The organism is Sphingopyxis sp. (genome assembly GCF_036261875.1).
GTDB lineage: Bacteria > Pseudomonadota > Alphaproteobacteria > Sphingomonadales > Sphingomonadaceae > Sphingopyxis.
Genome location: NZ_DATAJZ010000034.1, coordinates 151,407 through 176,998, shown reverse-complemented (window position 1 = coordinate 176,998; position 25,592 = coordinate 151,407). Strand labels below are relative to the sequence as shown.

The 25,592-nt window shown below is 66.3% G+C and carries 22 protein-coding genes; 7 read left to right on the top strand and 15 right to left on the bottom strand.

The genetic code is table 11. The features are described from left to right. Genes VHO04_RS15495 through VHO04_RS15485 form a run of 3 tightly spaced genes read right to left on the bottom strand, consistent with a single transcriptional unit; the run spans position 1 to position 3,947 of the window. Complete coding sequence (locus VHO04_RS15495) at positions 1 to 1,221, bottom strand: cytochrome P450 (protein ID WP_329629138.1); 1,221 nt, start codon at positions 1,219 to 1,221, stop codon at positions 1 to 3. A 10-nt stretch (positions 1,222 to 1,231) separates the two neighbouring features. Then, entirely contained in the window at positions 1,232 to 2,731 is a 1,500-nt protein-coding gene (locus VHO04_RS15490) for a class I adenylate-forming enzyme family protein (RefSeq protein WP_329629137.1), read from the bottom strand. A 37-nt stretch (positions 2,732 to 2,768) separates the two neighbouring features. After that, positions 2,769 to 3,947, bottom strand: a complete 1,179-nt coding sequence (locus VHO04_RS15485) for an aromatic ring-hydroxylating dioxygenase subunit alpha (RefSeq protein ID WP_329629136.1) — start codon at positions 3,945 to 3,947, stop codon at positions 2,769 to 2,771. A gap of 120 nt (positions 3,948 to 4,067) precedes the next feature. Here VHO04_RS15485 and VHO04_RS15480 point away from each other — a divergent pair, with 120 nt between their 5' ends. Together VHO04_RS15480 and VHO04_RS15475 are read left to right on the top strand one after the other, a co-directional pair. Further along, positions 4,068 to 5,684, top strand: coding sequence for a GMC family oxidoreductase (locus VHO04_RS15480; protein ID WP_329629135.1), 1,617 nt, complete (start codon positions 4,068 to 4,070; stop codon positions 5,682 to 5,684). Between the two features lies 1 nt (position 5,685). Continuing rightward, complete coding sequence (locus VHO04_RS15475) at positions 5,686 to 6,690, top strand: acyl-CoA dehydrogenase family protein (RefSeq protein WP_329629134.1); 1,005 nt, start codon at positions 5,686 to 5,688, stop codon at positions 6,688 to 6,690. Here VHO04_RS15475 and VHO04_RS15470 read toward each other — a convergent pair. After that, complete coding sequence (locus VHO04_RS15470) at positions 6,687 to 7,892, bottom strand: acyl-CoA dehydrogenase family protein (protein ID WP_329629133.1); 1,206 nt, start codon at positions 7,890 to 7,892, stop codon at positions 6,687 to 6,689. The genes VHO04_RS15475 and VHO04_RS15470 overlap by 4 nt on opposite strands. A gap of 4 nt (positions 7,893 to 7,896) precedes the next feature. Further along, the gene (locus VHO04_RS15465) at positions 7,897 to 9,309 is read right to left on the bottom strand and encodes an aldehyde dehydrogenase family protein (RefSeq protein ID WP_329629132.1); all 1,413 of its coding nucleotides are present in this window, start codon (positions 9,307 to 9,309) and stop codon (positions 7,897 to 7,899) included. Positions 9,310 to 9,426: 117 nt separating this feature from the next. On the opposite strand from VHO04_RS15465, the gene VHO04_RS15460 reads away from it, so the two are divergent. Further along, on the top strand, positions 9,427 to 9,837 hold the full coding sequence (locus VHO04_RS15460) for a GFA family protein (protein ID WP_329629131.1): 411 nt from the start codon (positions 9,427 to 9,429) through the stop codon (positions 9,835 to 9,837). Continuing rightward, positions 9,834 to 12,023 carry a CoA transferase gene (locus tag VHO04_RS15455; protein WP_329629130.1) on the top strand — a complete coding sequence of 730 codons (2,190 nt, stop codon included), beginning with the start codon at positions 9,834 to 9,836 and terminating at the stop codon, positions 12,021 to 12,023. Before VHO04_RS15460 ends, VHO04_RS15455 begins: the two co-directional genes overlap by 4 nt. Before the next feature lie 75 nt (positions 12,024 to 12,098). Here the strand turns inward: VHO04_RS15455 and VHO04_RS15450 are convergent, their stop codons facing one another. From VHO04_RS15450 to VHO04_RS15410, 9 genes are all read right to left on the bottom strand, one after another. Next, entirely contained in the window at positions 12,099 to 12,371 is a 273-nt protein-coding gene (locus VHO04_RS15450) for a hypothetical protein (protein ID WP_329629129.1), read from the bottom strand. A 131-nt stretch (positions 12,372 to 12,502) separates the two neighbouring features. Then, on the bottom strand, positions 12,503 to 13,219 hold the full coding sequence (locus tag VHO04_RS15445; RefSeq protein WP_329629128.1) for a response regulator transcription factor: 717 nt from the start codon (positions 13,217 to 13,219) through the stop codon (positions 12,503 to 12,505). Beyond that, a complete protein-coding gene (locus tag VHO04_RS15440; RefSeq protein WP_329629127.1) occupies positions 13,216 to 15,885 on the bottom strand; it encodes a sensor histidine kinase KdpD in 2,670 nt (889 codons plus the stop codon). Before VHO04_RS15440 ends, VHO04_RS15445 begins: the two co-directional genes overlap by 4 nt. Continuing rightward, positions 15,882 to 16,472, bottom strand: coding sequence for a potassium-transporting ATPase subunit KdpC (gene kdpC / locus VHO04_RS15435; protein ID WP_329629126.1), 591 nt, complete (start codon positions 16,470 to 16,472; stop codon positions 15,882 to 15,884). The genes VHO04_RS15440 and kdpC overlap by 4 nt, the downstream gene beginning before the upstream one ends. Positions 16,473 to 16,482: 10 nt before the next feature. Continuing rightward, entirely contained in the window at positions 16,483 to 18,516 is a 2,034-nt protein-coding gene (kdpB, locus tag VHO04_RS15430; RefSeq protein ID WP_329629125.1) for a potassium-transporting ATPase subunit KdpB, read from the bottom strand. Positions 18,517 to 18,528: 12 nt separating this feature from the next. Continuing rightward, positions 18,529 to 20,232, bottom strand: a complete 1,704-nt coding sequence (gene kdpA / locus VHO04_RS15425; RefSeq protein WP_329629124.1) for a potassium-transporting ATPase subunit KdpA — start codon at positions 20,230 to 20,232, stop codon at positions 18,529 to 18,531. Positions 20,233 to 20,244: 12 nt separating this feature from the next. Next, positions 20,245 to 20,334, bottom strand: coding sequence for a potassium-transporting ATPase subunit F (locus VHO04_RS15420; protein WP_329629123.1), 90 nt, complete (start codon positions 20,332 to 20,334; stop codon positions 20,245 to 20,247). A 12-nt stretch (positions 20,335 to 20,346) separates the two neighbouring features. Continuing rightward, positions 20,347 to 20,577 (bottom strand): hypothetical protein, encoded by a 231-nt coding sequence (locus tag VHO04_RS15415; protein ID WP_329629122.1) that lies wholly within the window; start codon positions 20,575 to 20,577, stop codon positions 20,347 to 20,349. Between the two features lie 42 nt (positions 20,578 to 20,619). Then, positions 20,620 to 22,362, bottom strand: coding sequence for a class I adenylate-forming enzyme family protein (locus VHO04_RS15410; RefSeq protein WP_329629121.1), 1,743 nt, complete (start codon positions 22,360 to 22,362; stop codon positions 20,620 to 20,622). A gap of 322 nt (positions 22,363 to 22,684) precedes the next feature. Here VHO04_RS15410 and VHO04_RS15405 point away from each other — a divergent pair, with 322 nt between their 5' ends. The 3 genes from VHO04_RS15405 to VHO04_RS15395 all read left to right on the top strand — a co-directional run bounded on the left by VHO04_RS15405 (position 22,685) and on the right by VHO04_RS15395 (position 24,558). Further along, on the top strand, positions 22,685 to 23,356 hold the full coding sequence (locus VHO04_RS15405) for a hypothetical protein (RefSeq protein ID WP_329629120.1): 672 nt from the start codon (positions 22,685 to 22,687) through the stop codon (positions 23,354 to 23,356). A gap of 155 nt (positions 23,357 to 23,511) precedes the next feature. After that, a complete protein-coding gene (locus VHO04_RS15400) occupies positions 23,512 to 23,754 on the top strand; it encodes a hypothetical protein (RefSeq protein WP_329629180.1) in 243 nt (80 codons plus the stop codon). A 48-nt stretch (positions 23,755 to 23,802) separates the two neighbouring features. Next, complete coding sequence (locus tag VHO04_RS15395) at positions 23,803 to 24,558, top strand: alpha/beta fold hydrolase (protein ID WP_329629119.1); 756 nt, start codon at positions 23,803 to 23,805, stop codon at positions 24,556 to 24,558. Here the strand turns inward: VHO04_RS15395 and VHO04_RS15390 are convergent. Further along, positions 24,509 to 25,552, bottom strand: a complete 1,044-nt coding sequence (locus VHO04_RS15390; protein ID WP_329629118.1) for an alpha/beta hydrolase — start codon at positions 25,550 to 25,552, stop codon at positions 24,509 to 24,511. The genes VHO04_RS15395 and VHO04_RS15390 overlap by 50 nt on opposite strands. Positions 25,553 to 25,592: the final 40 nt, after the last annotated feature.

Genomic DNA, 25,592 nt, shown 5'->3' with positions numbered 1-25,592 from the left:
TCAAACCGCCGCCGTCCATTCGAGGGGCAGCGTTTCGAGCGCCATCACCGTACCGATGCGAAAGGCATGGCGTTCGCCCGGCGTCGCGCGGAAGGTGGGGATGCGCTTCACCCACTCCTCGGTCAGGATGCGCAGCTCTGCACGGCCGAGGACGTGCCCGACGCACAGATGCGGCCCCGACGAGAAGGTCAGGTGCGCGCTGTTCTTGCGGTCGAGATCGAAGAGGTCGGGGGCGTCATATTTCGCCGGATCGCGGCTGCCGAGACAGAGGATGTTGAGCACCATCTCGCCCTCGCGGAATTGCGCTTCGCCGATCTGCTGATCCTTCACCACGAGCCGGGGCGTGTTGACGACGCCATAGAGGCGCAGCGCTTCGTTCACGAAAGCGGAAATCAGCGACGGGTCGGCGGCCAGCCGCGCCTGCACGTCGGGCATCCGCGCGAGCTGCTGAAAGGCGAAGCCGGTGACGTTGGTCACCGTGTCCATGCCGCCGAGAAAGAGGACGAAGCTCATCGCCAGGATTTCGTCGTCGCTCATCGTGCGCCCGCCGACATCGACGGCGATGAAATGCGACATCAGCTTGTCGTCGGGCGCCGCCTTCTTCGCCTCGATCAGCGCCTTCATCTCGCCGAGGATTGCGGCGCTGAGCCGTCCCATCTCGGCCTCGTCGTTCTGGGCCGAGAAAAAGGCTTCGGCCAGCGCGCGGAAATCGCCGAGGCGCGACAGGTCCATGCCCATCAGTTCCATGAAGACGCTGACGGGGAACAGTTTCGCCACATCGGCCTGGAAATCGCAGGCGCCTTTCACGGCGATGCCCTCGACCAGTTCGACCGCCCATTCGCGGATGCGCGGTTCGAGCGCCTTGATCGCGGTCGGCCCGAACATCGGCATCATCGCCTTGCGATAGGGCAGATTCTCGGGCGGATCGAGGCTGAGCGGGATGAAGAAGGGCGGATTCTCGACCCGCGGAATCTGCATCTCGCGCACCGAGAAATGCTCGGGATCGAGGACGATCCTGCTGATCGCATCGAAGCTCTTGACGATCCAGTGTCCGCCGTTGCGCCGCGTCCAGAAGATGTCGGGCGCATCGGCGAGCGCGGCCGCGTAAGTCCCCTGCACATCCTCGCCGATGCGCGGATCGGCATAGATGTCGAAATCGAAGACGAGATGCGCCGGGATATGCGGCGGCACCGAGGGGGCGGCGTGGTCCAGGGCGGTCATGTCGGGCTCCTCATCGCACGCGCTCCATCGTCTCGTGGGCGCGGGCATAAAGCTCGCGCACCGCGGGTTTGGACAATTTGCCGGTGGCCAGCCGCGGCAGCGGGTCGGCCGAAAAAGCGACGTAGCGCGGCACCTTGTAATTCGAGAGATTGGTGTTGCAGTGATCGATCAGCGCCGCGACGTCGACCTCGGCCGCGCCATGATAGACGACGAACGGCGTCTCCCCGAACTTGGGATCGGGCGCGGCGATCGCCAGCGCCTCGACGATGCCGGGAAATTCGCACACCACCCGCTCGACCTCGGCGGCCGAGATATTGAGCCCGCCCGAGATGATCAGGTCCTTCATCCGGTCGACGAAGGTCAGCAGGCCGCGCTCGTCGAGCATCCCGATGTCGCCCGACCAGAGCCAGCCGTCGCGGATCGCCTTCGCCGTCTCTTGCGGGTTGCGCCAATAGCCCTGCATCATGCCCGGCGAGCGCATGACGATCTCGCCCGGCTCGCCGGGGTCGCAGGGGCTGCCGTCGGGGCGCAGCACGCGCACCTCCATGAAGATGCCGCCCCAGCCGCATTTCTCGGGCTCGTCCATCGCCAGATGCTCGGGCATCATCGTGACGTTGCCGCCGACCTCGGTCTGGCCATAGATCTGGCGGATCGTGATCCCCTTCGCCTTCCAGCTATCAAGAAGCTGCCGGCTGACCCGCGCGCCGCCGGCGGTGGCTAGGCGGATCGACGACAGGTCGGCGTCGGCGAAACCGGGGCAGCGCGCGATCGCCTCGAAGAAGGTCGGTACCGCACCGAAGCAATTGATCTTCTCATCCTCGATCAATCGCAGGATCGCGTCGGGAACGAAGGCGGGTTCCATGAAGATGGTGCAGCCCTGCGTCGTATAATGGACGAGCTGGACGAAGCCCGCCGACGTGTTGAGCGGCGCGAGGCTGATGATCCGCGCGCCCGCCGAAGAGGACGGCTCCTCGAGCGACCAACAGGCGGCATAGGCAGTCATCGAACGGTTGGTGAAGACGACGCCCTTCGGCTTCGCCGTCGACCCGCTCGTCGCGATGATGACGACGGGAGCATCGGGCGCCGGATCATGCGCGGGCGAAGCGGGGGCGCCGTGACGCAGGGCCTCGACCTCGGCCATCGGCCGGGGCGTCAGACCCGCCGCCGCGACATTGGCCGCAAAGTCGGGCGCGGCGAAGGCGAAGCGCGGCTCGGTCGTCTCGCAAAGTTCGCGAATTTCGCGCGGGGTGAAGCGGAAATTGACCGGATTGACGATCCCGCCCGCGCGGATGATCCCCATGATCAACGCGCAATAGGCGAGGCTGTTCGTCGAGCAGATCGCGACGCGATCGCCGGGCTTCAGCCCGTCGGCCTCCAGCATCGCGGCAACACGATCCGACCACGCCTTGTAATCGCCATAGCTCAGCCGGTCGCCGCCGAGCACCACGGCCGGCTGTTCGGGCCGCATCCGTGCCCACCAGGCCAGCGCGCTGGACAATGTCTGCGCCATCAATCCCTCTCCATCCGGTCTGTCGCCGGTTCAACGATCACAGAAGCGCTTCGATCGCTTCATAATAGCGCACGATATTGGTCTCGAGCCCGCAATAGACGGTTTCCTCCGGCACACCTGCATTGAGGCCCTGCTGGCTGATCTCGGCCGCCCGGAAATCCTCTCCGCCGAAGACCCCGAGGATCAGCTCATAGGAGCGCGCGAACACCTCCTCGGCCTTGGGGGTCGTGGCGACCTCAGGCGTCAGCATGAAATATTCGACCGTCGTGCGATCGGGGCCGCGCGGCATCAGCAGCATGACGCTGGTATAATATTGGCTCGTCACCAGAACGCAGTTCGGGAAAGCCGTATAGGCGTGGGTGACGAGCTTGTGGACGTTCGCCGCCGGATCCTCGTCGAGCATTTCGGGGACATAGCCGATGCGCCCCGACACCTGCCGGATATTCGGCCCGAACATGTCGACGATATTGGGGGCGTCCTGAAACTTGTCGCCGATCGACGCCGCGTGCAGTCGCTGGACATGATAGCCTTCGAGAAAGGGTTCGAGCACCATTTTCCAGTTGGCCTTGAGATCGAAGGTCTTGCGGCCATAGACATGCGCCGACGGAATCCCGAGCGCGGCAAAATCCTCGGCGACCTGTTCCGACAGGTTGGACCAGTCGGCCGGAATATCGCGGTTGAGCTGGACATAGACGATGCCGCCCCACTCGCGTGCTTCGAGCTCGACGAGTCCGCGCTTGCTCTTGTCGAGATCCTGAAAGGCCTCGCTACGCGACACGCCGATCAGCTTGCCGTCGATGCCATAGGTCCAGGCGTGATAGGGACAGGTCATCCGGCTCTGCTTGTGAACCGCACAATCCTCGATGATCTTCGACCCCTTGTGCTGACAGGCATTGATGAAGGCTTTGATCGTGCCGTCGCGGGTGCGCGAGACGAGCATCGGAAAGCCGTAGCTGTCGTTCGCGACGACGCTGCCGGGTTCGAGCAGCGCCGACACGGTGACCGGAACCGGATAGCGGCGAAAGATTTTTTCCTGTTCGAGATCGAATCGCTCGCGCCCGGTGAAGATCGCATTGGGCCGGGTCGCACCGAAGGGGACGACGACCGCGTCCTTCTCGGCCGGGATCTTGCGGATCGCCGCGATCTGGCTGGGCGTCAGGTTGGCCAAAGTCGTCAGCTTGCGGGCGGGCCGCGCAATGTCTGCAACATCGCTCATTTGCAGATTCCTCTCCTTATTGTCGGGCATAGCCTATTCCACCCTTTACCTAATGACAATAGTTTTTTATGAGGACTGCGAGAGCGCTGCAAAAGCGGCCGAAATCGAGGGATAATGAGGATGGATTTCGACTATGTCATCTGCGGGGCCGGCGCGGCGGGGTGCGTTCTCGCCTATCGATTGTCGGAGAATCCCGCGATCAGAGTCGCGCTGATCGAAGCGGGTCCGCGCGACCGCCATCCCTTCATCGCGATGCCCAAGGGGCTTGCCAAGGTGATGCAGGATCCGAAGCACCTCTGGGTTCATATGAGCGAGCCCGAGGCGTCGACCGCGGGCCAGTCCGAAGCCTGGGTGCGCGGGCGCGTGCTCGGCGGCTCGTCGTCGGTCAACGGCATGATGTATGTGCGCGGCCAGCCCGCCGATTTCGACGCGATCGCGGAGAAATCGAGCGATGATTGGAGCTGGACGCATATCGGCGCGGCCTATCGCGCGCTGGAGAATCACGAACTCGGCGGCGCGGCGACGCGCGGTGATGCGGGTCCGATGAAAATTTCGATGCCGACGCAGCGGCTGCCGATTTCGGATGCGCAGGTCGCGGCGGGCGAAGCGATGGGGTGGACCAACAAGCCCGACGTCAACGCACCCGACGACCAGGTCGCGATCGGCTATGCCCCGCGCACGATCTGGAAGGGCAAGCGCCAGAGCGCCGCGCAGGCCTTTCTGCGTCCAGCCGAGAAGCGGCCCAATCTGACCGTGCTGACCGACCGCACCGTCGACCGCGTGATCTTCGACGGTACACGCGCGGTCGGGGTGGAACTGCTCCACAATGGCATGCGCGAGACGATCGACGCGGCGCACGAGATCATCGTCTGCGGCGGCGCGATGGCCAGCCCGGCGATCCTCGAACGTTCGGGCATTGGCGACCAGGACCGCCTCGCCGCGCTCGACATCCCGCTCGTCCATCACAACCCCCAGGTCGGCGAAGGGCTGATCGAGCATCGCGGCATCATCATGCAATGGAAGCTGACGAAGGAGGCGCTGTCGCAGAACCGCGTCTTCGGCGGCTGGCGCCTGCTGCTCGCGACGCTGCAATATTACCTCACCGGCGACGGGCCGATGTCGGCCGCCGCCTATGAAATCGGCGGCTGGTTCAAGACGCGGCCAGGACTGAACCGTCCCGACGCCCAGATGCTGATCGCGCCCTTCAGTTTCGACATGGCGACGCAGCGCACGCAGCTCGAGAAGCATCCGGGCATGAACGCGGTCATCTATCCGCTGCGCCCCACCTCGCACGGCAGCATCCATATCGCGACGCGCGACCCTGATGTCGCGGCGAGCTTCAAACCCAATTATCGTGCAACCGAAGAGGACCGCGCCGCGATGATCGGCGCGGTGCGGATGATGCGCGCGTATGCGAAGCAGGCACCGCTCGCCGCCATGATCGCGGAGGAGACGATGCCGGGGCCTGCGTTCGGCACCGACGCCGAAATCCTCGATGCCTATGATCGCTTCGGCACCTGCGGCTATCATGCGGTCGGCAGCTGCAGGATGGGCAAGGATAAGGATTCGGTCGTCGATCCGGCGCTCCGCGTGCGCGGCGTCGAGCGGCTGCGCGTGATCGACACCTCGGTAATGCCCGCGATTCCGTCGGGCAATACCAATGGACCAACGATGGCGATGGCCTGGCGCGCCGCCGACATCATCCTGCGCGATGCGCCGCAAGCGAAAGCAGGTTGAGATGGACTATAAGGACGCTCTCGATGCCCGGTTCGACCGGCTGAAATCCGGCGAGGTCGGCTGGGCGGCGCTTGCCGATGCCGGCGTGCTGGGCCTGCCCTTCGCCGAGGCGCATGGCGGGCTTGGCCTGCCGTCACGTGACGGCTTTGCCGTGCTCGAAACCCTCGGTCCGCGCGGCATTGCCCTGCCCTATCTCGAATGCGTGCTGCTCGCCGGCGCCCTGCTCGACCGGTCGGGCGGCGATCATGCAGCGCATTGGCTGCCGCGCGTCGCATCGGGCGAAGCGAAGCTTGCCTTCGCATGGATCGACGACCGCGAGCCCGCACGCGCCGAAACGGGCGCCGCGGGCTGGCGCCTGTCGGGCGGCAAGCTGCTCGCCATCGGCGCGGCCGAAGCCGATGCGGTGATCGTCACCGCCGCGACGGACGATGGCGCCGCAGCCTTCGTAATCGCGCGCGAGGCGCTGGCGATGAAGGCCTATCCGACGATCGACGGACGCCGCGCCGCGGACCTGCTGCTCGACGATGTCACCGTGCCCCCCGGCGCCAGGCTGCTGCTCGACCCCGACGACATCACCCAAATCCGCGACATCGGCGCGGCCGGCATTGCGGCCGAAGCCGCGGCGATCATGGCGCGCCTCGTCGCCGACACGCGCGACTATAGCGTCCAGCGCGAACAGTTCGGGCAAAGCATCGCGCGCTTTCAGGTCGTCCAGCACCGGCTGGTCGATATGCATATCGAGGCGCGCCGCGCCTCGGCCGCCGCGGCCCTTGCCGCCGATGCGCTCGACCTCGACGCGGCCGAACGCGCGAGGGCGGTCAGCGCGGCCAAGGTCACCATCGCCGACGCCGGGCGCTTCGTCGGACAGAATGCGGTGCAGTTGCACGGCGGCATGGGAATGACCGAGGAATTGCCGGTGTCGGCGCTGTTCAAGCGGCTAACGGTAATCGAGAGCGAGTTCGGCACGCGCGACGAGCATCTCGCGCGCTATATGGCGCTGAGCTAAAGTCCCAGTTCCGCCTTCGCCAATATGTTGCGCTGAATCTCGTTGGTCCCGGCATAGATGCTGCTCGCGCGCTCGTTGAGATAATGGAGCGGCGCGATCGCCTGCCACACCTCGCCGCTGCAATAATCATCGAGGCCGTGGCCGGGGATCGGCCCGCCGGGCATCGCGACGCCGGGCTGAAAGGCGCGGGCGAGCGGCCCCGCGGCTTCGAGCGCGAGTTCGGTGACGCGCTGCTGCAATTCGGTGCCGAGGATCTTCATCATCGACGCATCGGCACCGGTCGGCGCGCCCGCCGACAGCCGTGAGAGAATGTCGCTTTCGAGCCGCGCCAGAATGTCGCAGCGGATACGCGCCTCGGCGATGCGGACTTCGAGCAAGGCGCGCGCATGGCCCGCAGGCTGCGCGGCGACCTGCCCGGCCAGTTCATCGAGTGCAACCTCGATCTCAGGCGCATAGGCGCTGCCGCCGCGTTCGAATTCGAGCAGATATTTGGCGACGGTCCAGCCCTTGTCGATCTCGCCGAGCACGTTCGTCACCGGCACCCGGACATTGTCGAAGAAGATCTGGTTCTGGATATGCTCGCCCGACGCCATGACGATCGGACGCACCTCGATCCCCGGCGACGTCATGTCGATCAGCAGGAAGGTGATCCCCTGCTGCTTGCGTTCACTCTTCGCGGTGCGGACCAGGCAGAAAATCCAGTTCGCGACATGGGCGTGCGTCGTCCATATCTTCGTGCCGGTGCAGACGAAATCATCCCCGTCGCGCACCGCCTTCATCTGCAGCGCGGCGAGGTCCGATCCGGCGCCGGGCTCCGAATAGCCCTGGCACCAGACATGCTCGCCGCTCAGCATCCGCGGCAGGAAAAAAGCCTTCTGCTCCTCGGTGCCAAAGCCGATGATCGCGGGGCCGCACATCTTGATCCCCATCGGCGATACCGGCGGCGCGCCCGCGCGGATGCGCTCGCTCGCGAAGATATGGTGCTGGACGACACTCCAGTCGCAGCCGCCATATCGGACCGGCCAGGCGGGCGCCGCCCAGCCCTTCGCATGGAGTTTCGCTTGCCATGCCATTTGCGACTCATGGTCTGCATAGACGCTGGTCATCAGCTTGCCGGCCCGGCGAAGCTCGGGCGTGAGTTCGGCCGCGAAGAAGGCGCGAACCTCTTCGCGGAAATTTTCGTCTTGCGCGCCGAGTTGCATCGGCTCAGGCCGCTTTCGGAATGAAGATCGCCTTGGGCCGGGTGAATTCGAGCAGGCCGGGGACGCCATTTTCCTGCCCGAAGCCCGACTGCTTCGCGCCCGCGAGCGGCGTGAAGGGCGTCGACTGGAGATTCTGGTTGATCCAGACGGTGCCGGTGTCGAGCCGATGCGCGATCGCGGTCGCCGCCTCGACGTCGGCCGACCAGACCGCGCCCGCGAGGCCATAGTCGCTGTCGTTCGCGCGCGCGACGACATCGTCGATGTCGATGAACTTGAGCAGCGGCAGCACCGGGCCGAAGGCTTCCTCGACGACGACGCGGCTATCCTCGGGCGGATTGTCGACGAGGGTCAGCGGCACGAAATAGCCTTTCTCGGGGACCGGACCGCCTTCGAGCAAGGTCAGCCCATTGGCGCGTGCATCGTCGAGCAGCGCGAGAACGCGGCGATATTGCGGCTCGTTCTGGATCGGGCCGTAGCGGTTGCCCTGCTCCGCCCCGTCGCCGACGGGCAGGTCCCTCGCAAGCTGGTGCAACCGGTCGCGCAGCCGATCATAGATGTCGGCGTGAATATAGAGCCGCTTCGTCGCGACGCAGACCTGTGCGGTGTTATGGAAGGCGCCCTCGAACAGTTGCGCCGCGACGGCGTCGACATCGACGTCGGGCAGCACGATCGCGGCGTCGTTGCCGCCGAGTTCGAGCGTGATGCGCTTCAAATCCTTCGCCGCCGATTCCATCACGCGGCGCCCGGTCGCAGTCGATCCGGTGAAGCTGATCTTCGCAAAGCCCGGATGCGCGGTCATCAGCGGGCCGAGCGCGTCGCCGCCGCTGATGATGTTGATCACGCCCGCCGGGAAGATGTCGCGAACAAGTTCGCCGATGCGCAGCGTGCAAAGCGGCGTGAAAGGCGAAGGTTTCAGCACCAGCGTGTTGCCGGCCATCAGCGCCGGACCGATCTTCCAGGAGGCCAGCAGCACCGGGAAGTTCCATGGCACGATGCCGCATACCACCCCCAGCGGCACATGATGGATCTCGATCCGCCGCGTATCCGAATCCTCGGTGACATCGACGGGGATGTCGAGCATCGTCGTTGCCTTCATCCACATCGCGGCGCCGAGGATTTCGGCCTTCGCGCCGGGAAACGGCCGCCCCTGTTCCTTCACGAACAGCGCCGCGAGTTCATCGGCATGGGCCTCGATCGCCTCGGCAGCTTTTGTCAGGCAGGCCTTGCGCTCGGCGATCGGCGTGTCGCGCCACGCCGGAAAGGCGCGGGTCGCGGCCGTAACCGCGGCATCGAGATCGGCGGCATCGGCATCAGGCGCGGACGCGAACACCTCGCCCGTCGCGGGGTTGAGCACGTCGATCGCCGCCTTAGCCCCGGCCGCGCGGCCGTCGATGGTCATCGCAAATTCGTCGCTCATCTGCCTCTGCCCTCTTGTGCGGCCGATCCATGTCGGCTCCATTGTCATCTGCGTCTTTACAAACTAACGACGTTAGATAAAAGCGCAAGCACGAAAAACGAAGCGGGAGAGCGAGCGATGTCCGAAATCGAAGGCGGCTGCAATTGCGGCGCCGTCCGGTACCGTCTGACGGGCGATCCGCTCGCCGTCGCCGTTTGCCATTGCAGCAATTGCCGCCGCCAGTCGGGCAGCGCCTTTTCGGTCAATGTCGTCGTCCGCGACGAGGCGATGCGGATGACGGGCGACGTCGCGACGTGGGAGGATCGCGACACCGAAAGCGGCCAGCCGGTGCTGCGACAATTCTGCGCGACGTGCGGATCGCCGATCCGCTCGCTGTCGGCGGCTTCGCCCAAGGTGGCGATCGTCAAGGCGGGCACTGCCGACGATCCGGGCCGGTTCGTCCCCGCCATCCACGTCTGGACCTCGTCGGCGCTGCCGTGGGTCGAGATCCCCGCCGGCCTGCCGCAATTTCCGCGCAACCCGGCATGAGCGCCGATCGCCCACTGTCGGGGCTGCGCGTCGTCGATCTCGTCGAGGGGCCGCTCGCTCCGATCACGCGCTATCTGGCCGAACTCGGCGCGCGCGTCGACCGCTTCGTCGCCGCGACGGGAGACGCTGCGGACGTTGCCGCCAATGCCGGAAAGATCGTCCACGCCGGCGCCCCGGATGAAAGCCTGCTTCGCCGCGCGCACATCATCGTGTCGTCCCCTTCGGCGGCGATCGATCCTGACGCCCTGCTGGCCAGCCATCCGGCGCTCGTCCTGATGCACGTCAGCAATTTCGGAACGGGCAACAGTTTCAGCGAATGGAAAGCCAGCGACGCCGTGCTGCACGCGCTGTCGGGCAGCCTGTCGCGATCGGGCCTTCGCGGCCGGCCGCCGCTGCTCCCGCCGGGCGAGCTCGCATGGCAATGCGCCGCGGCACAGGGCGCCTATGTCGTGCTCGCCGCCTGGTACAAGGCGTTGCGGTCGGGACGCGGCGACCGCATCGATTTTTCGGCGCTCGACGGCGCGATGCAGGCGCTCGATCCTGGATACGGCGTCAACGGCAGCGCGACGATGGGGCGCCCCACCCATCTCCTCTCGCGCGACCGCCCCGCCAAGGGAACCCAATATCCGATCTTTCCCTGCATCGATGGACAGGTCCGCATCTGCATCCTCGCCCCGCGGCAATGGCAGGGCATGTTCCGCTGGATGGGAGAGCCGGAGGCGTTTGCCGGCCCCGAGTTCATGAAGATCAGCACGCGGCAGCAATCGGCCGAATTGCAGGCCGCGCTTGCCGATTTCTTCCGGTTGCGCACCCGCGCCGAGCTGGAGGCCGAAGGTCAGGCGCATGGCGTTCCGATCGCCGGCCTGCTGAGCTTTGCGGAATTCGCCGCAAGCGAGCAGGTTGCGGCGCGGCAGGCCCTGACCGACGCATCCCTTCCCGATGGCACACGCGCGCTGGTCGCGAACGGCGTGCTGACGATCGACGACGTTCGCATGGGTCCGTTCGGCGAAGGGGTAGAGGGTGAAGCGCCGACACTGGGCAATGCCGGGATCGCACGTCCGTTCGAGGGTCTCAAGGTTCTCGACCTCGGCGTCATCGTCGTCGGCGCCGAAGCCGGCCGGATGTTCGCCGACGGCGGCGCCGATGTCGTGAAAATCGAGAGCGCCACTTTCCCCGACGGGTCGCGGCAATCCTATCTCCCCTATGGCCTGTCGGCCAGCTTTGCCGCGGGGCATCGCAACAAGCGCAGCCTGGGTCTGGACCTGCGGCAGGAGGACGGCCGCGCGCTCTTTCTCGATCTTGTGCGCGAAGCCGATGTGCTGCTGTCGAATTTCAAGCCGGGGACGCTCGACTCGCTCGGCCTCGATGCCGCGACGCTCGCGGCGATCAACCCGCGTCTCGTCATGACCGACAGCTCGGCCTTCGGCCCGACCGGCCCTTGGGCCAAGCGGCTCGGTTACGGCCCGCTTGTCCGCGCCGTGACCGGCCTCACGCACATGTGGCGCTATCCGGGCGATCCCGAAAGTTTCAGCGACGCGGTGACGGTTTACCCGGACCACGTCGCCGGCCGCATCAGCGCCCTCGGCGCGCTCGCGCTGCTCGTCCGGCGCGAACGGACGGGGCGCGGGGGCAGCGCGAGCGTGTCGCAGGCCGAGGTGATGCTGGCGCAATTCGCCGCCTATCTCTCGCCGGACCGTCGCAGCGAGCAAGTCTCTGCCGTCTTTCCCACAGCCGGCGACGATGCATGGTGCGTCGTCACGGTCGACGCTGACGAGAACGATCTGGCCGATATCGCCACGGCGATCGCAGGCCGGGACGCAATGGCGGCGGCAAAGGAGCTTCAGGCAAAAGGGATCGCGGCAGCCCCCATGCTGCGCGTCGCCGAGTTGACCGATTTTCCCTATTATCGCGAGCGCGACAGTTTTCGCATCGACGAACACCCCTATCTGGCCGAGCCGGTCATTTCCGAACGTCATGCGGCCCGCTTTCTGTCCGAAAGCTGCCCCCCTTGGAGCCCGGCGCCCCTCGCGGGCGAACAAAGCATCGACATAGTAAGGGCATGGCTAGGCATAAGCGATGCCGAGACCGGGCGGCTCATCGAGGCGCATATCCTCCAGCCCACCGGGGACGAGGTATTCGAAACCGTCCGCGAGCATCTTCATGGTCGCGCCCGAACTTCATCTTAAGCGAGAGCGACGGCTCGCTCTCTCAAGGACGGCTGCCGAGTAGCCTCCACCTTTGTCTTTTCCGCAGATTCCTCATCACCGGTCTTGATTTGGCGGCCGCCGCCAGCGCTCGGAGACCTCGACAGTCTCCCAGAGTCCGGGGCCGACAAACAGCAGCGCGCTGCCCGCGCTTCCGCAAAGGAAAACCGCCGCCGCAAGCAACATCATGAAGAATGTCGCATCGCGCGCCGATGTCGCCAGCGCAAGGTCATTCAGCCGGACGGCGACCGGCCAGCCGATAGCGAGCAGCGCAAGGCCGCCAGTCCGCAGGCCCAGATCGGCCGCGTGCGTTTCATGCCATTTCCTCATGAAAACCTCCACCGGAGGTCATTCAACTATGCAGGACGGCGTAGGATTTCGAGACCGGGAAATGCGACGCCGCGTTGAAATTGCATAGGATCGCTCGCCCCGGCCCCGATCATATCAGCGCGGCACCGGGCCTATTCCTCCTCATCCCCCACCTTCTCGGTTCCGAGCCGCAGGCGATAGCCGATCCCGAGTTCGTTGCTGATGATCTGCGGCTGCTGCGGATCGGCCTCCAGCTTCTGGCGCAGCGTGCGGATGAGCACGCGCAGATATTCGACATGATGCTCATGCTCGCGCGGCCATACCTCGGCCATGATCTGCTTGTGGGTGATCACGCGGCCGGGAAAGCGGGCGAGCTGCGCGAGCACCGCATATTCCTTGGGCGTGAGATGAATCTCGCTGCCGCCCTTCGTCACCGTCCGCGCGATCATATCCAATCTGACGTCGCCCGCCGTTACGACAAGATTGCCGCCGTCGCGCGTCAGGCGATTGCGCAGCGCAACGCGCACCCGCGCGAGCAGTTCGTCGGTGTCGAACGGCTTGGTCAGATAATCGTCGGCGCCAAGATCGAGCGCCGCCACTTTCTCCTCGGTCGCCTCGCGCGCCGATACGACGATCAGCGTCGTTTCGGACTGCTGCTTGAAAAGCGGAACCAGTTCCAGCCCGTCGCGATCGGGCAAGCCGAGATCGAGCAGGGTGATGTCGGGCCGCTCTTCGCGGAGTTGCTCGATCGCCGCGCGCGCGTTTCCGGCCTCGACGATCGCATAATCGGCGCGTTCCAGCGCCGCGCGGATCAGGCGGCGGATATGCGGTTCGTCATCGACGATCAGAATCTTGTGCCGAACCTTCATCGGATATCCTTGTCGGTCAGATCGGTGGCGATCAGCGCCTCGGGGATACGGATCGTGAAGCAGGCGCCATGCGGCTCGCTGTTGTTCCCCGCTTCGACCGTCAACCCCATCGCCTCGGCAAAACCCTTGACGATCGCAAGCCCGAGCCCGGTGCCATGCTTCACGCGGTCGCTGCCCTCCAGCCGCGTGAAGGTTTCGAAGACGCGCTTTTCGCTGCCCGGCGCGATGCCCGGCCCCTGATCGATCACCGAGAGCAGGATGGCGTCGGCGGTGCGGTTTGCCCGGATGGCGATAGGGGTGCCGGGATCGGCGTATCGCCCGGCATTGTCGAGCAGGTTGATCAGACAGTGATGAAGCAGCACCGGATCGACCCGCACGAGCGGAATGCTGGACGCGATGTCGATCAGGACGTCGTGCCCCGCAAGCGACGCGCGAGTATCGTGCGCCGCGCTCGCCGCGGCATCGAATAATTCCGTCGCTTCCACTTTCATCGGCAGGGCACCGGCCTCGACCCGCACCATGTCGAGGAGGTTCGAGACGAAGCGGTTGAGGCGCAGCGCTTCGGCCTCGATCGTTTCGGCCATTTCGGCCGACGGATGACGCCGCATCTCCTGCGCCGCCGACAATATCGTGGTGAGCGGCGTGCGAAGGTCATGACTCACCGACGACAGCAGAGCCGAGCGCAGCCGATCCCGCTCATCGACCTGCCGCGCGTGCAGCGATGCCTCCTCCAGCTCCATGCGGTCGAGCGCGATCGAGGCCTGATCGAGCAAGCTCATCAGCAGCGGCACCTGATCGGATCGCACCGGCTCGCCCGCGTCGTCGCGGGTCAGCCCGAGCACGCCGAGCACGCCGCGTGTCGTTTGCAGCGGATGAAACAGCCAGTCCGAGGCGGTGAGCGTGGCCGAGCCGCGCCCCGCAGGCTGCGCATTGTCGATCGCCCATTGCGCCGCGGCGCGCTCGATCTGTTCGAGCCGGTCCTCGGGCGGCACCGCGGCGCGCAACGTCGGTCCGTCCGCGGACGGCAGCAGCAGCACCGCACGAACGTCGAGCAATCGCCCGACCTCGGCGCAGATCGCCTGCATCAGCGCGTCCTGATCGGACGCCGCGGTCAACTGGCGCGAGAAACTGGCGAGCGCGGCATTCTGGCGCGCGCTCGATTGCGCCAGGTCCGCCTGCGCCCGCACCCGCGCCGCGAACTGGCTGGTGACGATCGCAACCCCGAGCAGCACGAGGATGCTGACGACGTTTTCGGGATTATTGACCGTCAGCGTGCCGGTCGGCGGCAGGAAAAAGAAATTATAGGCGAGGCTCGACGCGAGCCCGGCAAACAACCCCGCGCGCAGGCCGAAGGTCGCGGCCGCGAACATGACGGGGACAAGGTAGAGAAGTGCAATATTGCCGAGATCGATGGCTTCGAGCAGCAGGCGACCGAGCGCGGTCATCGCGGCGACCATCGCGAGCGACACGGCATAGTGCGACGGCTTGCCCCAGCGCCCGGGCTGAGCCGCAGCGCTCCGCTGGCCTGTCGGCTTGTCGACTTCGCCGGGCAGGACATGGACCGCGACATCGTCGATCGTCCGGACGAGCTGGTCGACGATCGAGCCGTGGCGCATCTCGAACCACCAGGGTCGGGTCGACTTTCCGATGACGATCTGCGTCGCACGCGCATCCGCCGCAAAGGCGCGCAGCCCCTCGGCGACGCTCGCGGCGGGAACGGTCGCGGTCGAGGCGCCGAGCCTGGAGGCGAGCGCCAGCGTGTCGGCAAGCTGCCTGCGATCCTCATCGGACATCGCCCGGCTCCGCCGCGTTTCGATATAGACCGCCGTCCAGTGCGCCTTCAGCGCATCGGCAAGTCGCTTGCCCGCGCGGACGAGCCCGGCCGCCACGGGAAGCTCGCTCACCGCCACGACGATGCGCTCGCCGACCGCGAAGCTGCCCGCCAGCGCGTGGCTGCGGACATGGTCGAGCATCTGCACATCGACGGCCTGCGCCGCCCGGCGCAGCGCCAGTTCGCGAAGCGCGGTGAGGTTAGATTTGGAAAAGAAGTGCGTCAGCGCACGCGATGCCTCCTGCGGAATATAGACCTTCCCGTCGCGCAGCCGCTCGATCAGCTCGTCGGGCGGAATATCGACGACCTCGATCTCGGCATTTTCCAATATGGTGTCGGGCACCGTCTCACGGACGCGAACGCGCGTGAAGGAGGCAACGATGTCGTTGAGGCTCTCGACATGCTGGATGTTGATCGTCGAATAGACATCGATCCCCGCGTCCAGCAGTTCCTCGATATCCTGATAGCGCTTGGGGTGACGGCTTCCGGGGGCGTTGGTGTGTGCCAGTTCGTCGACCAGCACGAGTTGCGGCCGCCGTTCGAGGATCGCGTCGATGTCCATCTCGCCAAGGCTGTGCCCCGGATGATCGACCGCGCGCCGTGGGATGATCTCATAACCCTCAACCAGCGCCTCGGTCTCGCGCCGACCATGGGTTTCGACGACGCCGATCACCACATCCACCCCGGATTCGCGGCGGCGACGGCCATCGGTCAGCATTTCCCAGGTCTTGCCGACGCCGGGCGCGGCGCCGAGAAACAGCTTGAGACGACCGCGGCCTTCCTGCGCCGCCTGGCGCAGAAAAGCCTCGGGTGGTGGTCGATCCTTTTCGGTCACGCGGCGGGTTTAGCCCCAAGTGCATCGAGTCGTCGATTGAGCTTGAACAGATTGACCCGCGGCTCGCCGAGGAAACCGAGCAATGGCGTCTCGATTGCCTGCTCGACGATCCTGCGCACGTTCGCCGGATCGAGCGAACGCGCGTGCGCGACGCGCTCGACCTGATAAAGAGCCGCCTCGGGACTGATATGGGGGTCGAGCCCCGAGGCGGAGGCCGTCACCAGGTCAGGCGGGACGTTCGGCCCTGGCGCCGTTCCGGAAAGCCGCGCGACATCCGCCTTCACGCGGGTTGCAAGTGCCTGCGAGGTCGGGCCGAGGTTCGACCCCGACGAGGCGAGCCCGTTATAACCGTCGCCTGCGGCCGAGGGCCGGCTGTGGAAATAACGGTCGCTGGCGAATGCCTGCCCGACGACGGTCGAACCGACGACCCGGCCGTTGTCGCGCACGAGGCTGCCGTTCGCCTGAACCGGAAAGAGCGCCTGTCCGACGGCTGTGATCGCGAGCGGATAAGCAAGCCCGAGCAGCGCCGCGAACAGCAGGGTCATGACGAGCGCGGGGCGCAGCGAGCTGATGATATCCTTGTCCATGCGTGTTTCCTCAGGCGAGACCGAGGCCGCCGACGGCCAGGTCGATGAGCTTGATGCCGATAAAGGGCGCGACGAGGCCGCCGAGACCATAGACGGCGAGGTTGCGCGCGAGCAGCGGCCCCGCCCCCATCGGGCGATAGGACACGCCCTTGAGCGCGAGCGGCACGAGCAGCGGAATGATCAGCGCGTTGAAGATGATCGCCGACAGGATCGCGCTTTCGGGGGTGGCCAATCCCATGACGTTGAGCACGCCAAGCCCCGGATAGAGCGCGACGAACATCGCGGGAATGATCGCGAAATATTTGGCGACGTCATTGGCGACCGAAAAGGTCGTGAGCGCGCCGCGCGTCATGAGCAATTGCTTGCCCAATCCGACGACTTCGATCAGCTTGGTCGGGTCGCTGTCGAGGTCGACCATATTGCCCGCCTCGCGCGCCGCCTGCGTGCCGGTGTTCATCGCGACCCCGATGTCGGCCTGCGCCAGCGCCGGCGCGTCGTTGGTGCCGTCGCCGCACATCGCGACGAGCCGCCCGCCCGCCTGTTCCTTGCGGATCAACGCCAGCTTGTCCTCCGGCGTCGCCTGCGCGAGGAAATCGTCGACCCCGGCCTCGGCAGCGATCGCAGCGGCGGTGAGCGGATTGTCGCCGGTGATCATCACCGTGCGGATGCCCATCGCGCGCAGTTCGCCGAAACGGTCGCGGATGCCCGCCTTGACGATATCCTTCAGAAAGATCGCGCCGAGCAATTGCCCGTCCTTCGCAACTGCCAGCGGCGTTCCTCCGGCGCGCGCGATCTCGTCGGTGATGCGGCGCAGCTCGGTCGCGGCGGCGGTCGCGCCCGCGCCGGGATTGGCGCGCAGAATCGAGTCCACCGCGCCCTTCTGGATCACGACGCCGCCGATCCGGACGCCCGACAGGCGCGTCTGCGCGGTGAAGGCGATGATCTCGGCCTCGGCGGGCAGCGCTGCCGTCTGGCCAAAACCTTCGCGCGCCAGCACCACGATCGAGCGGCCCTCGGGGGTTTCGTCGGCAAGGCTCGCAAGCAGCGCCGCCTCGGCAAGCTGCGCCGCCGAATGGCCGCCCACGGCGCGAAACTCGCTCGCCTGTCGGTCGCCAACGGTGATCGTGCCGGTCTTGTCGAGCAGCAGCACGTCGACGTCGCCCGCCGCCTCGACCGCGCGGCCCGACTTGGCGAGGACGTTGAAGCGCACCAGTCGGTCCATGCCCGCGATGCCGATCGCCGAAAGCAGCGCCGCGATCGTCGTCGGGATCAGCGTGATCAGCAGCGCAGCCAGAATCGCGACGGGGATCGCGCCGCCGGCATAGGAGACGAAGGCGGGAATGGTGCCGACCGCGATCAGGAAGATAATCGTCAGCCCGACCAGCAACAGCGTCAGCGCAATCTCGTTCGGCGTCTTCTGCCGCTCGGCGCCTTCGACGAGCGCGATCATCCGGTCGAGGAAGCCCTGCCCCGGCCCCACAGTCACCCGCACGCGGATCGCGTCCGAAATGACGCGCGTGCCCGCGGTGACCGCGCTACGGTCGCCGCCTGCCTCGCGGATCACGGGCGCGCTTTCGCCGGTGATCGCCGCCTCGTTGACCGACGCCACACCCGCGACGACCTCGCCATCCGACGGGATAAGGTCGCCCGTTTCGACGAGCACAATATCGCCGACCCGAAGCGCGCTGGCGGGCACCGCTTCATGCACCGGCCCCTCGCCCTTCAGCCGCTTGGCGGTAAGCTCGGCCTTGGCGGCGCGCAGCGACGCCGCCTGTGCCTTGCCGCGTCCCTCGGCGAGCGCTTCGGCAAAGGTGCCGAAGAGCACCGTGAGCCACAGCCAGAGGACGAGTTGGAGCTTGAAGCCGGTGGCGAGTCCGTCCTGCCCGACGACGAGCAGCATGGTGAGCAACAGCGCGACGACCGCGGTGGTGAACATCACCGGGTTGCGGATCAATTGCCGGGGGTCGAGCTTGCGGACGGCGTCGCCGATCGCCGGGACGATCAGGTCAGCGGTGAACATCGATTTTTGCACGGATCGGGCCATGTGCAGGGATCCTTAGAAAAGCTGGCCGTCGATCATCGCGAGATGATCGGCGATCGGGCCGAGCGCGAGGCTGGGCAGGAAGGTCAGGCCGCCAACGATCAGCACGATGCCGATCAGCAGGCCCGTCCACAGCGGTCCGGTGGTCGGGAAGCTGCCCGTGGTCGCCGGCGTATATTTTTTCGCCGCCAGGCCGCCCGCGATCGCCAGCATCGGCACGATGATGAAGAAACGGCCGATCCACATCGCGACGCCGAGCAGGCCGTTATAGAAAGGCGTGTTGGCATTGAGCCCGGCAAAGGCTGACCCGTTGTTCGCGACCGCGCTGGTGAAGGCGTAGAGGATCTCCGAAAAGCCGTGCGGCCCCTTGTTGAGCGGCCCCGCGAGCCCCGCCCCGGTCACCGACGCGATCGCGGTGAAGCCAAGGATGACGAGCGGCAGCACCGCGATCGCGAGCACCGCGAGCTTGACCTCGCGCGCCTCGATCTTCTTGCCGACATATTCGGGGGTGCGCCCGACCATCAGCCCGGCCACGAAAATGGCGAGGATCGCGAAGAGCAGGAAACCATAGATGCCCGCGCCGACGCCACCGACCACGACCTCGCCGAGCTGCATGTTGAACAGCGGGATCATCCCGCCCAATGCAGTGAAGCTGTCGTGCATCGCATTGACCGCGCCGCACGAGGCCGCCGTCGTGACGACCGCGAACAGCGCCGACTGCGCGATGCCGAAGCGCACCTCCTTGCCTTCCATATTGCCGCCTGCGGCGCCAAGCTGGTGCAGGATCGGGTTGCCGGCGGCTTCCTGCCAATAGGCGATAGCGGCGCCCGCGAGGAACAGGAGCATCATCGCCGACAGGATCGCCCAGCCCTGACGCGTATCGCCCACCGCTTTGCCGAAGCAATAGGTGAGCCCGGTGCCGATCGCTAAGATCGACAACATCTGGACGAAATTGGTCAGCGCGGTCGGATTTTCGAACGGATGCGCGCTGTTGGCGTTGAAGAAGCCGCCGCCGTTGGTGCCGAGCAGCTTGATCGCTTCCTGCGACGCCACGGGACCGAGCGCGAGCGTCTGTTTCACACCCTCCAGCGTCGTCACATCGACCGAACCCGCAAGCGTCTGCGGCACGCCGCTCGCGATATAGAAGACCGCGATCACCACGCATATCGGCAGCAGCAGATAGAGCGTCACGCGCGTCATATCGGCCCAGAAATTGCCGATCGTCTTCGTCTCGCGCCGCGCGAAACCGCGGAACAGCGCGAAGGCGAGCGCGATGCCGGTCGCCGCCGACAGGAAATTGTGGATGGTCAGACCGAGCATCTGGCTGAGGTTCGACATCGTCGATTCGCCGCCATAGCTTTGCCAATTGGTGTTGGCGGTGAAGCTGACCGCCGTGTTGAAAGCCAGGTCCGCGCTCGTCCCGTCACGACCAAGCGGATTGAGCGGCAGCACGCCCTGCAAACGCAGCACCGCATAGGTGAAGAGCAGCAGCGCGGCATTGAGGATCAGCATATGGACCGCATAGCGGCGCCAGCCCTGTTCCTCGTTGGGCTCGATGCCCGACAGACGGTAAAAACCCCTCTCGACCGGGCCGAGCAGGCGGTGGAGCGGCGTTCGCCGCCCTTCGTAGAGCGCGAAGAGCCAGAGGCCCATCGGCTTGGCGAGCAGGAGCAGCAGGCCGGTGAAAACGGCGATCAGCAGCCATCCCTGAAAGGTCATGGCGCGCCTCCCCTAAAAGCGTTCGGGCCGCGCGAGCACCGCGACGAGGTAGAAAAGAAGGCCGAGCGCGGTGAGGCCCGCGAGCCAGAGGTCGAGAGACATGGGCACCGATCCCTATGCGTCGTCGCACAGCCGCGCATAGCCAAGGCTCGCGGCGAGGAGAGCGAGGATGATGCCGATCCAGATCAGATCCTGCATGATGTTGCTCCGGCAAGACGCGGGCCGCGGAACGCGACGCGATTCGTCTGCAGGAGGCTCAAATAGAAGCGGAGCGCGTTTGAATTCGAGAGCGCGGAAGCTCGGAACGCATAGTGTTTGCGTATGATTTTTCGGACCGTCGATCATCTCGCCTCTGGGACGAAGATGAACTCCCGGGGCTTTTCTCCGCTACACTTCGAACAAGGCCTTCAAATCCTTCTTCAGTATCTTGCCGTTGGCGTTGCGCGGCAGCATGTCCGCCGCAAAGCGGATCGCGACCGGAACCTTGAAGGCGGCGAGACGCGCGCGCACCCAAGCCTGGAGTTCAGCCTCGGTCGCCGATGTCCCCGGCGCAAGGTGGACGACCGCGACCGGCTCCTCGCCCAGCGTCCGGTGCGGGATGCCGATGACCGCGGCATCGGTCACGGCCGGATGCTCGTAGAGGATGTTCTCGACCTCGGACGAATAGATATTCTCGCCGCCGCGCAGCACCATGTCCTTCGCGCGATCGACAATATAGAGAAAACCTTCCTCGTCGAGCCGCGCGAGGTCGCCGGTACGCACCCAGCCGTCCACGAAAGTCTCCGCCGTCGCCTCGGGTTTGTGCCAATAGCCCTTCACGATCATCGGGCCCCGCGCCCACAGCTCGCCGACCGTCCCCACGGGCAATAGGGTAACCCCATCGTCGGCGCGGATTTCGAGGTCGGCGACCGCGACCGGCGGCCCGGCGCTGGTCGGACGAGCGAGATAATCCTCCGCCCCGTGCGAGGTGACCGTCGCCGTCGTTTCGGTCATGCCCCAGCCGTTACCCGGCAGCGCCCCGAATTCTTCATAGATGCGCTTCACCAGTTCGGGCGCCGAGGGCGCGCCTCCATAGGAAATCGCCTCGAGCGAAGAGAGGTCGTATCGGCCGCGATCGGGATGCTCGATCAACTGCCAGGCGATCGTCGGAACGCCGCCGGTCATATTGACCTTCTCGCGCTCGATGATCTCCATCGCGCGCACCGCGTCCCATTTGCGCATGAAGATGGTGGTGTGGCCCGCCGCCATCGCCCCCATCAGCATCGCCGAGCAGGCGGTGACGTGGAACATCGGAATGACGGTCAGCAGCGTGCGCGGCACCGGATCGGGCACCGGCTCACCGCGGCGCAGAAAGCTGCGCGCCGCCGAAAATCCGCCCGACAGGATATTGGTGACAAGATTGCGGTGCGTGCCGAGCGCCCCCTTGGGATTGCCGGTGGTGCCGCTGGTATAGAAGATCGTCGCCTCGTCATCGCTCTCGATTGCGACCTGCGGCCGGCCCTCATCGGGCAATTCGCTCCAGCCGTGCGGCGTGCCGACGATGTCTTCGAGCGCGATCGCGCCCGCGACCGGCGCATCGGCGCGCGCCACGATCAGATGTTCAACCGCGGACATCGCTTCCAGATGCTCGTGGATGCGCGCGTGACGCTCGGCATCGACGATGAGCAGCTTCGCGCCCGAATCGCGGATGCCATAGGCCAGCTCGGCGCCGGTCCACCAGGCATTGAGCGGCACCGCGATCGCGCCGATCGTCACGATCGCGAAAAAGATCATCGGCCATTCAGGAAGGTTGCGCATCGCGAAGGCGACCCTGTCCCCCTTGCCCACGCCCATCGACCGGAACGCACGCGCAAGGGTAGCGGTCGCGCGCCAATTCGCCTCAAAGCTGACGCGCTCGTCGTCGAGGATGGTGAACAGATGCTCGCCGTGGGTGCGGGAGAGGTCGAGAAGCGCGCCGAGATCGTGCGGGGCATTCTTCCAGATCCGCGTCGGAACGCCGCCGATGACGGCGCGATCCATTTCGAACTTGGCACCCGGCGCGGTCAGCAGAGCGTTCGCCTCGGCAATCGAGATGGCGGGCCAGGCGGGATCGAGCGGAACGACGCGTTCGCTGGTCGGATCTTCAGCCATCGGCAAAGCCTCCATCATCTCTCTCCTCGCGCCGGGATCAGGCCCGGCATAGCGCTTCGGTAGGCCGCAGTTGACGTTCACGTCAACTGCGGGCGCGCAAAAATGCAAACAATGGGATCGCGAAGGTGCGGCAACCGCGGGCATCCGCCCTTGTCAAAGGTCCAGCGCCCTCCTATCCGTCGCATCGACAGCCCGGGGGCACATATCAACCAGCGGACGCCGCGACCAAAGATTGCTTCAGCTGAACCCTGTTCCAGCCACTCCCTACGTCGAACAGCTCAGCATCGGGCCTGGGCGCCGCACGCTTGCCATAAGCCTGGCCGTGCTGATCACGGCGCTGCTGCTGTTCCTGCTCTTCTCCTTTGGCCTGGGAAAGCCGCCCGGTACCAAGCAGGAACGCGTCACCGTAGTGAGCCTGAGCGCCGCCGAGGCTGGGAAAGAATCGCCCGAACCGAGCAAATCGAAGCCCGAGCGGACGAAGGAGCGGTCGCAGCCGACCCCCGAAAAACCGCTGCAGCCGAAACCGCCCGAGCCGCTTCCCCCGCCACCCATTACGCCGCCGGCCGCGCCGCCGCTGGCGGTGCCGCCAGCGCCGCCCAGCCCGCCGAGCGTCCTTCGTCCGCCAAGCGGGCGGGTGTATGGGCCGCCCGACACCGGCGGCTCCCCCGCCTCCCGCGATTCGGAGCGGGTGGGAACGGCGCCCAATGGCGAGCCGCTCTATGCGGCGAGCTGGTATCGCGAGCCGAGCGATGACGAACTGCGCGGCTATCTGTCCACCGCCAGCGGCCCCGGCTGGGGCCTGATCGCCTGCCGCACGGCGCCGGATTATCGCGTCGAGGATTGCGTCGGGCTCGACGAATATCCCACTGGTTCGCAGATCAATCGCGCGGTGCTCGCCGCGGCGTGGCAGTTCAAGGTGCGGCCGCCGCGGGTCGGCGGACGCGTATTGGTGGGGAGCTGGGTGCGGATCAGGATCGATTACGGACGGCGCTGATCGTCGCCCCGTCGATGTATCCGGCGTGCATTTTTCGGCTGGAGATAGCACCCGCCCTTCCCTTCGCTGTCGGGTTAATTTACAATTTACCATCTGCCCGCGGCGTCGAATCCCCGATTTGCGCCGCTGGCACGGCGCTTGCTTGGATGGGGATGATGCTGAAAAAGATCGGACGCCTGTTCGTCATCAAGACCCGCTTCGAGGCGTGTCTGATCGTCTATGCGCTCGCGATGGGGGCTATGGCGCGCGGGGCAGCGTATCTGCATCAATTTCCCGGTTTCGGCGGCCATCTGCTGATGGTGGCGTGCAGCGGCTCGGTGTTCCTCGCCGGCGCGAAGATTTTCGACTGCCTGCGCTATGAACAGGCGGCCAAAGCCGCGGCCGAACCGCAGGCATAGCGACGCGCGGCCTTTCACCCGTCATCAAGCTGTGCCAAGGCTGAGACCATGAGCAGGATCAGCGGCCGACCCTCGATCAGCACCGAACATGTCTATGGCCTCAGCCTGCGCGTCGCGCGCTGGCGCGAAGGCGCGGGCGGCACGCCGCTCCTCTTCCTCAACGGCATCGGCGCCGACATCGCCGCCGCCGCGCCGCTGCTCACGCAGATCCATGGTCGCGAGGTGTGGACGCTCGACATGCCCGGCGTCGGCGGCTCGCCCGACGCGCTGCTGCCCTATAGCGCGCCGACGATGGCGGCGACGGTGATGGAGATCGCGGGCCGCTTCGGTCATGGCTTGCTCGACGTCGCGGGGTTCAGCTGGGGCGGCGCGCTCACGCAGCAGATCGCGGTGCAGTTTCCGGAGCGCGTGCGCCGGCTGGTACTGATGGCGACGACGCCGACGGTCGGCGCGCCCGGCATCGGCTGGGCGGCGCTGCTCGACGACGATATGCTCGCCAGCGGATTGAAGCTGCCGACCGCGACCCCGCTCGGCCTGGCCTGGCAGACGATGGCGATGGCGGGCTGGACGAGCGCCGCGATGCTGCCGCATCTCCGCGATATGCCGACGCTGATCCTAATGGGCGAGCGCGACGGCGTCGTGCCCGCGTGCCACGGACAGGCGATCGCCGAATTGATCGACGGCGCGGTGCTGGAGGTGGTGCCGGGATCGCACCTTTTCCCCTTCACGCACGCCGCGACCATCGCCGCGCGGATCAACGACTTTCTGGAGCAGGCGCCGCCGACGGCGCGAGCCGCCGCGTAAGGAAATCGGCAATCGCCTTCGCGGTCGCGTCGGGGGCTTCCTCCATCGGCAGGTGGCCGATACCGTCGAACAGCACGACCTCCGACCCCGCGATCCGCTCGTGGAAGGTCTGGGCCGCGGTCGGATTGATCAGCCGATCCTCCTTGCCGAACAGGATCAGCGTCGGCGCCTTGATCTCGCCGATCCGGTCCGCCATCGCGGGCTCGCGGTCGATCCGCGCGCGGAGCGCCGTCGCCTCGCGATTGCCGGGAAAGCGCAGCAACTCCCAATAGCGGTCGATCATCGCATCATCGACGATGTCCTGCCGCGCGACCGAGCCGCGCAGCGATTCCTCGACCAGCGAGCGCGGGGTGATCTGCGTCGCCAGCCAGCGCCCGAACGGATATTGCAGGATGCGAAAGCCGATGTTCGATTCGGGCGCTTTCTCGCCCTTGCGCAGCGGCATCCCCGCCGCGTCGAGCAGCAGCAGCGCGTCGACCCGGTCGGGCCGGTCGAGCGTGTAGCGCCACGCCACCCAGCCGCCCATCGAATTGCCGCCGAGGATGAAATGGTCGAGGCCCAGCTTCGCCGCGACGACATCGACCGCCGCGATCATCCCGTCGGCGGTGTAGTCCTTGTCGGGCGTGCCGCCAGTCAGCCCGTGTCCCGGCAGGTCGAGCGTCACGATGCGCCAGGCGGGGCCGAGCCGCTTCACCAGCGGCTCCCACGTCTGAAGGCTCGAATTGGCACCGTGGAGCAACACGATCACCGGCCCATCGCGGCGCCCCTGGTCGCGGTAATGGATATGCTGCCCCGCCGGGCCGGCCGCGAAGGCCGCGTCCGCGCCGCCATATTTGGCGATCATCGCGTCGCGGTCGGTATCGGGCGTGCGCAGCGCCAGGAAGATCGCGACGATCGCAAGCAGCAGCGCCAGCGGGATCAGCACCCGCTTGCGCCGGATCAGCGGCCGCCGCGGCGGCAGCGGTTCGAAATCATCTTCGTCGATCGTCGGCATCAAGCCCCCCTCAGAGCGAGGGAGACCCTAGCGGACCGGG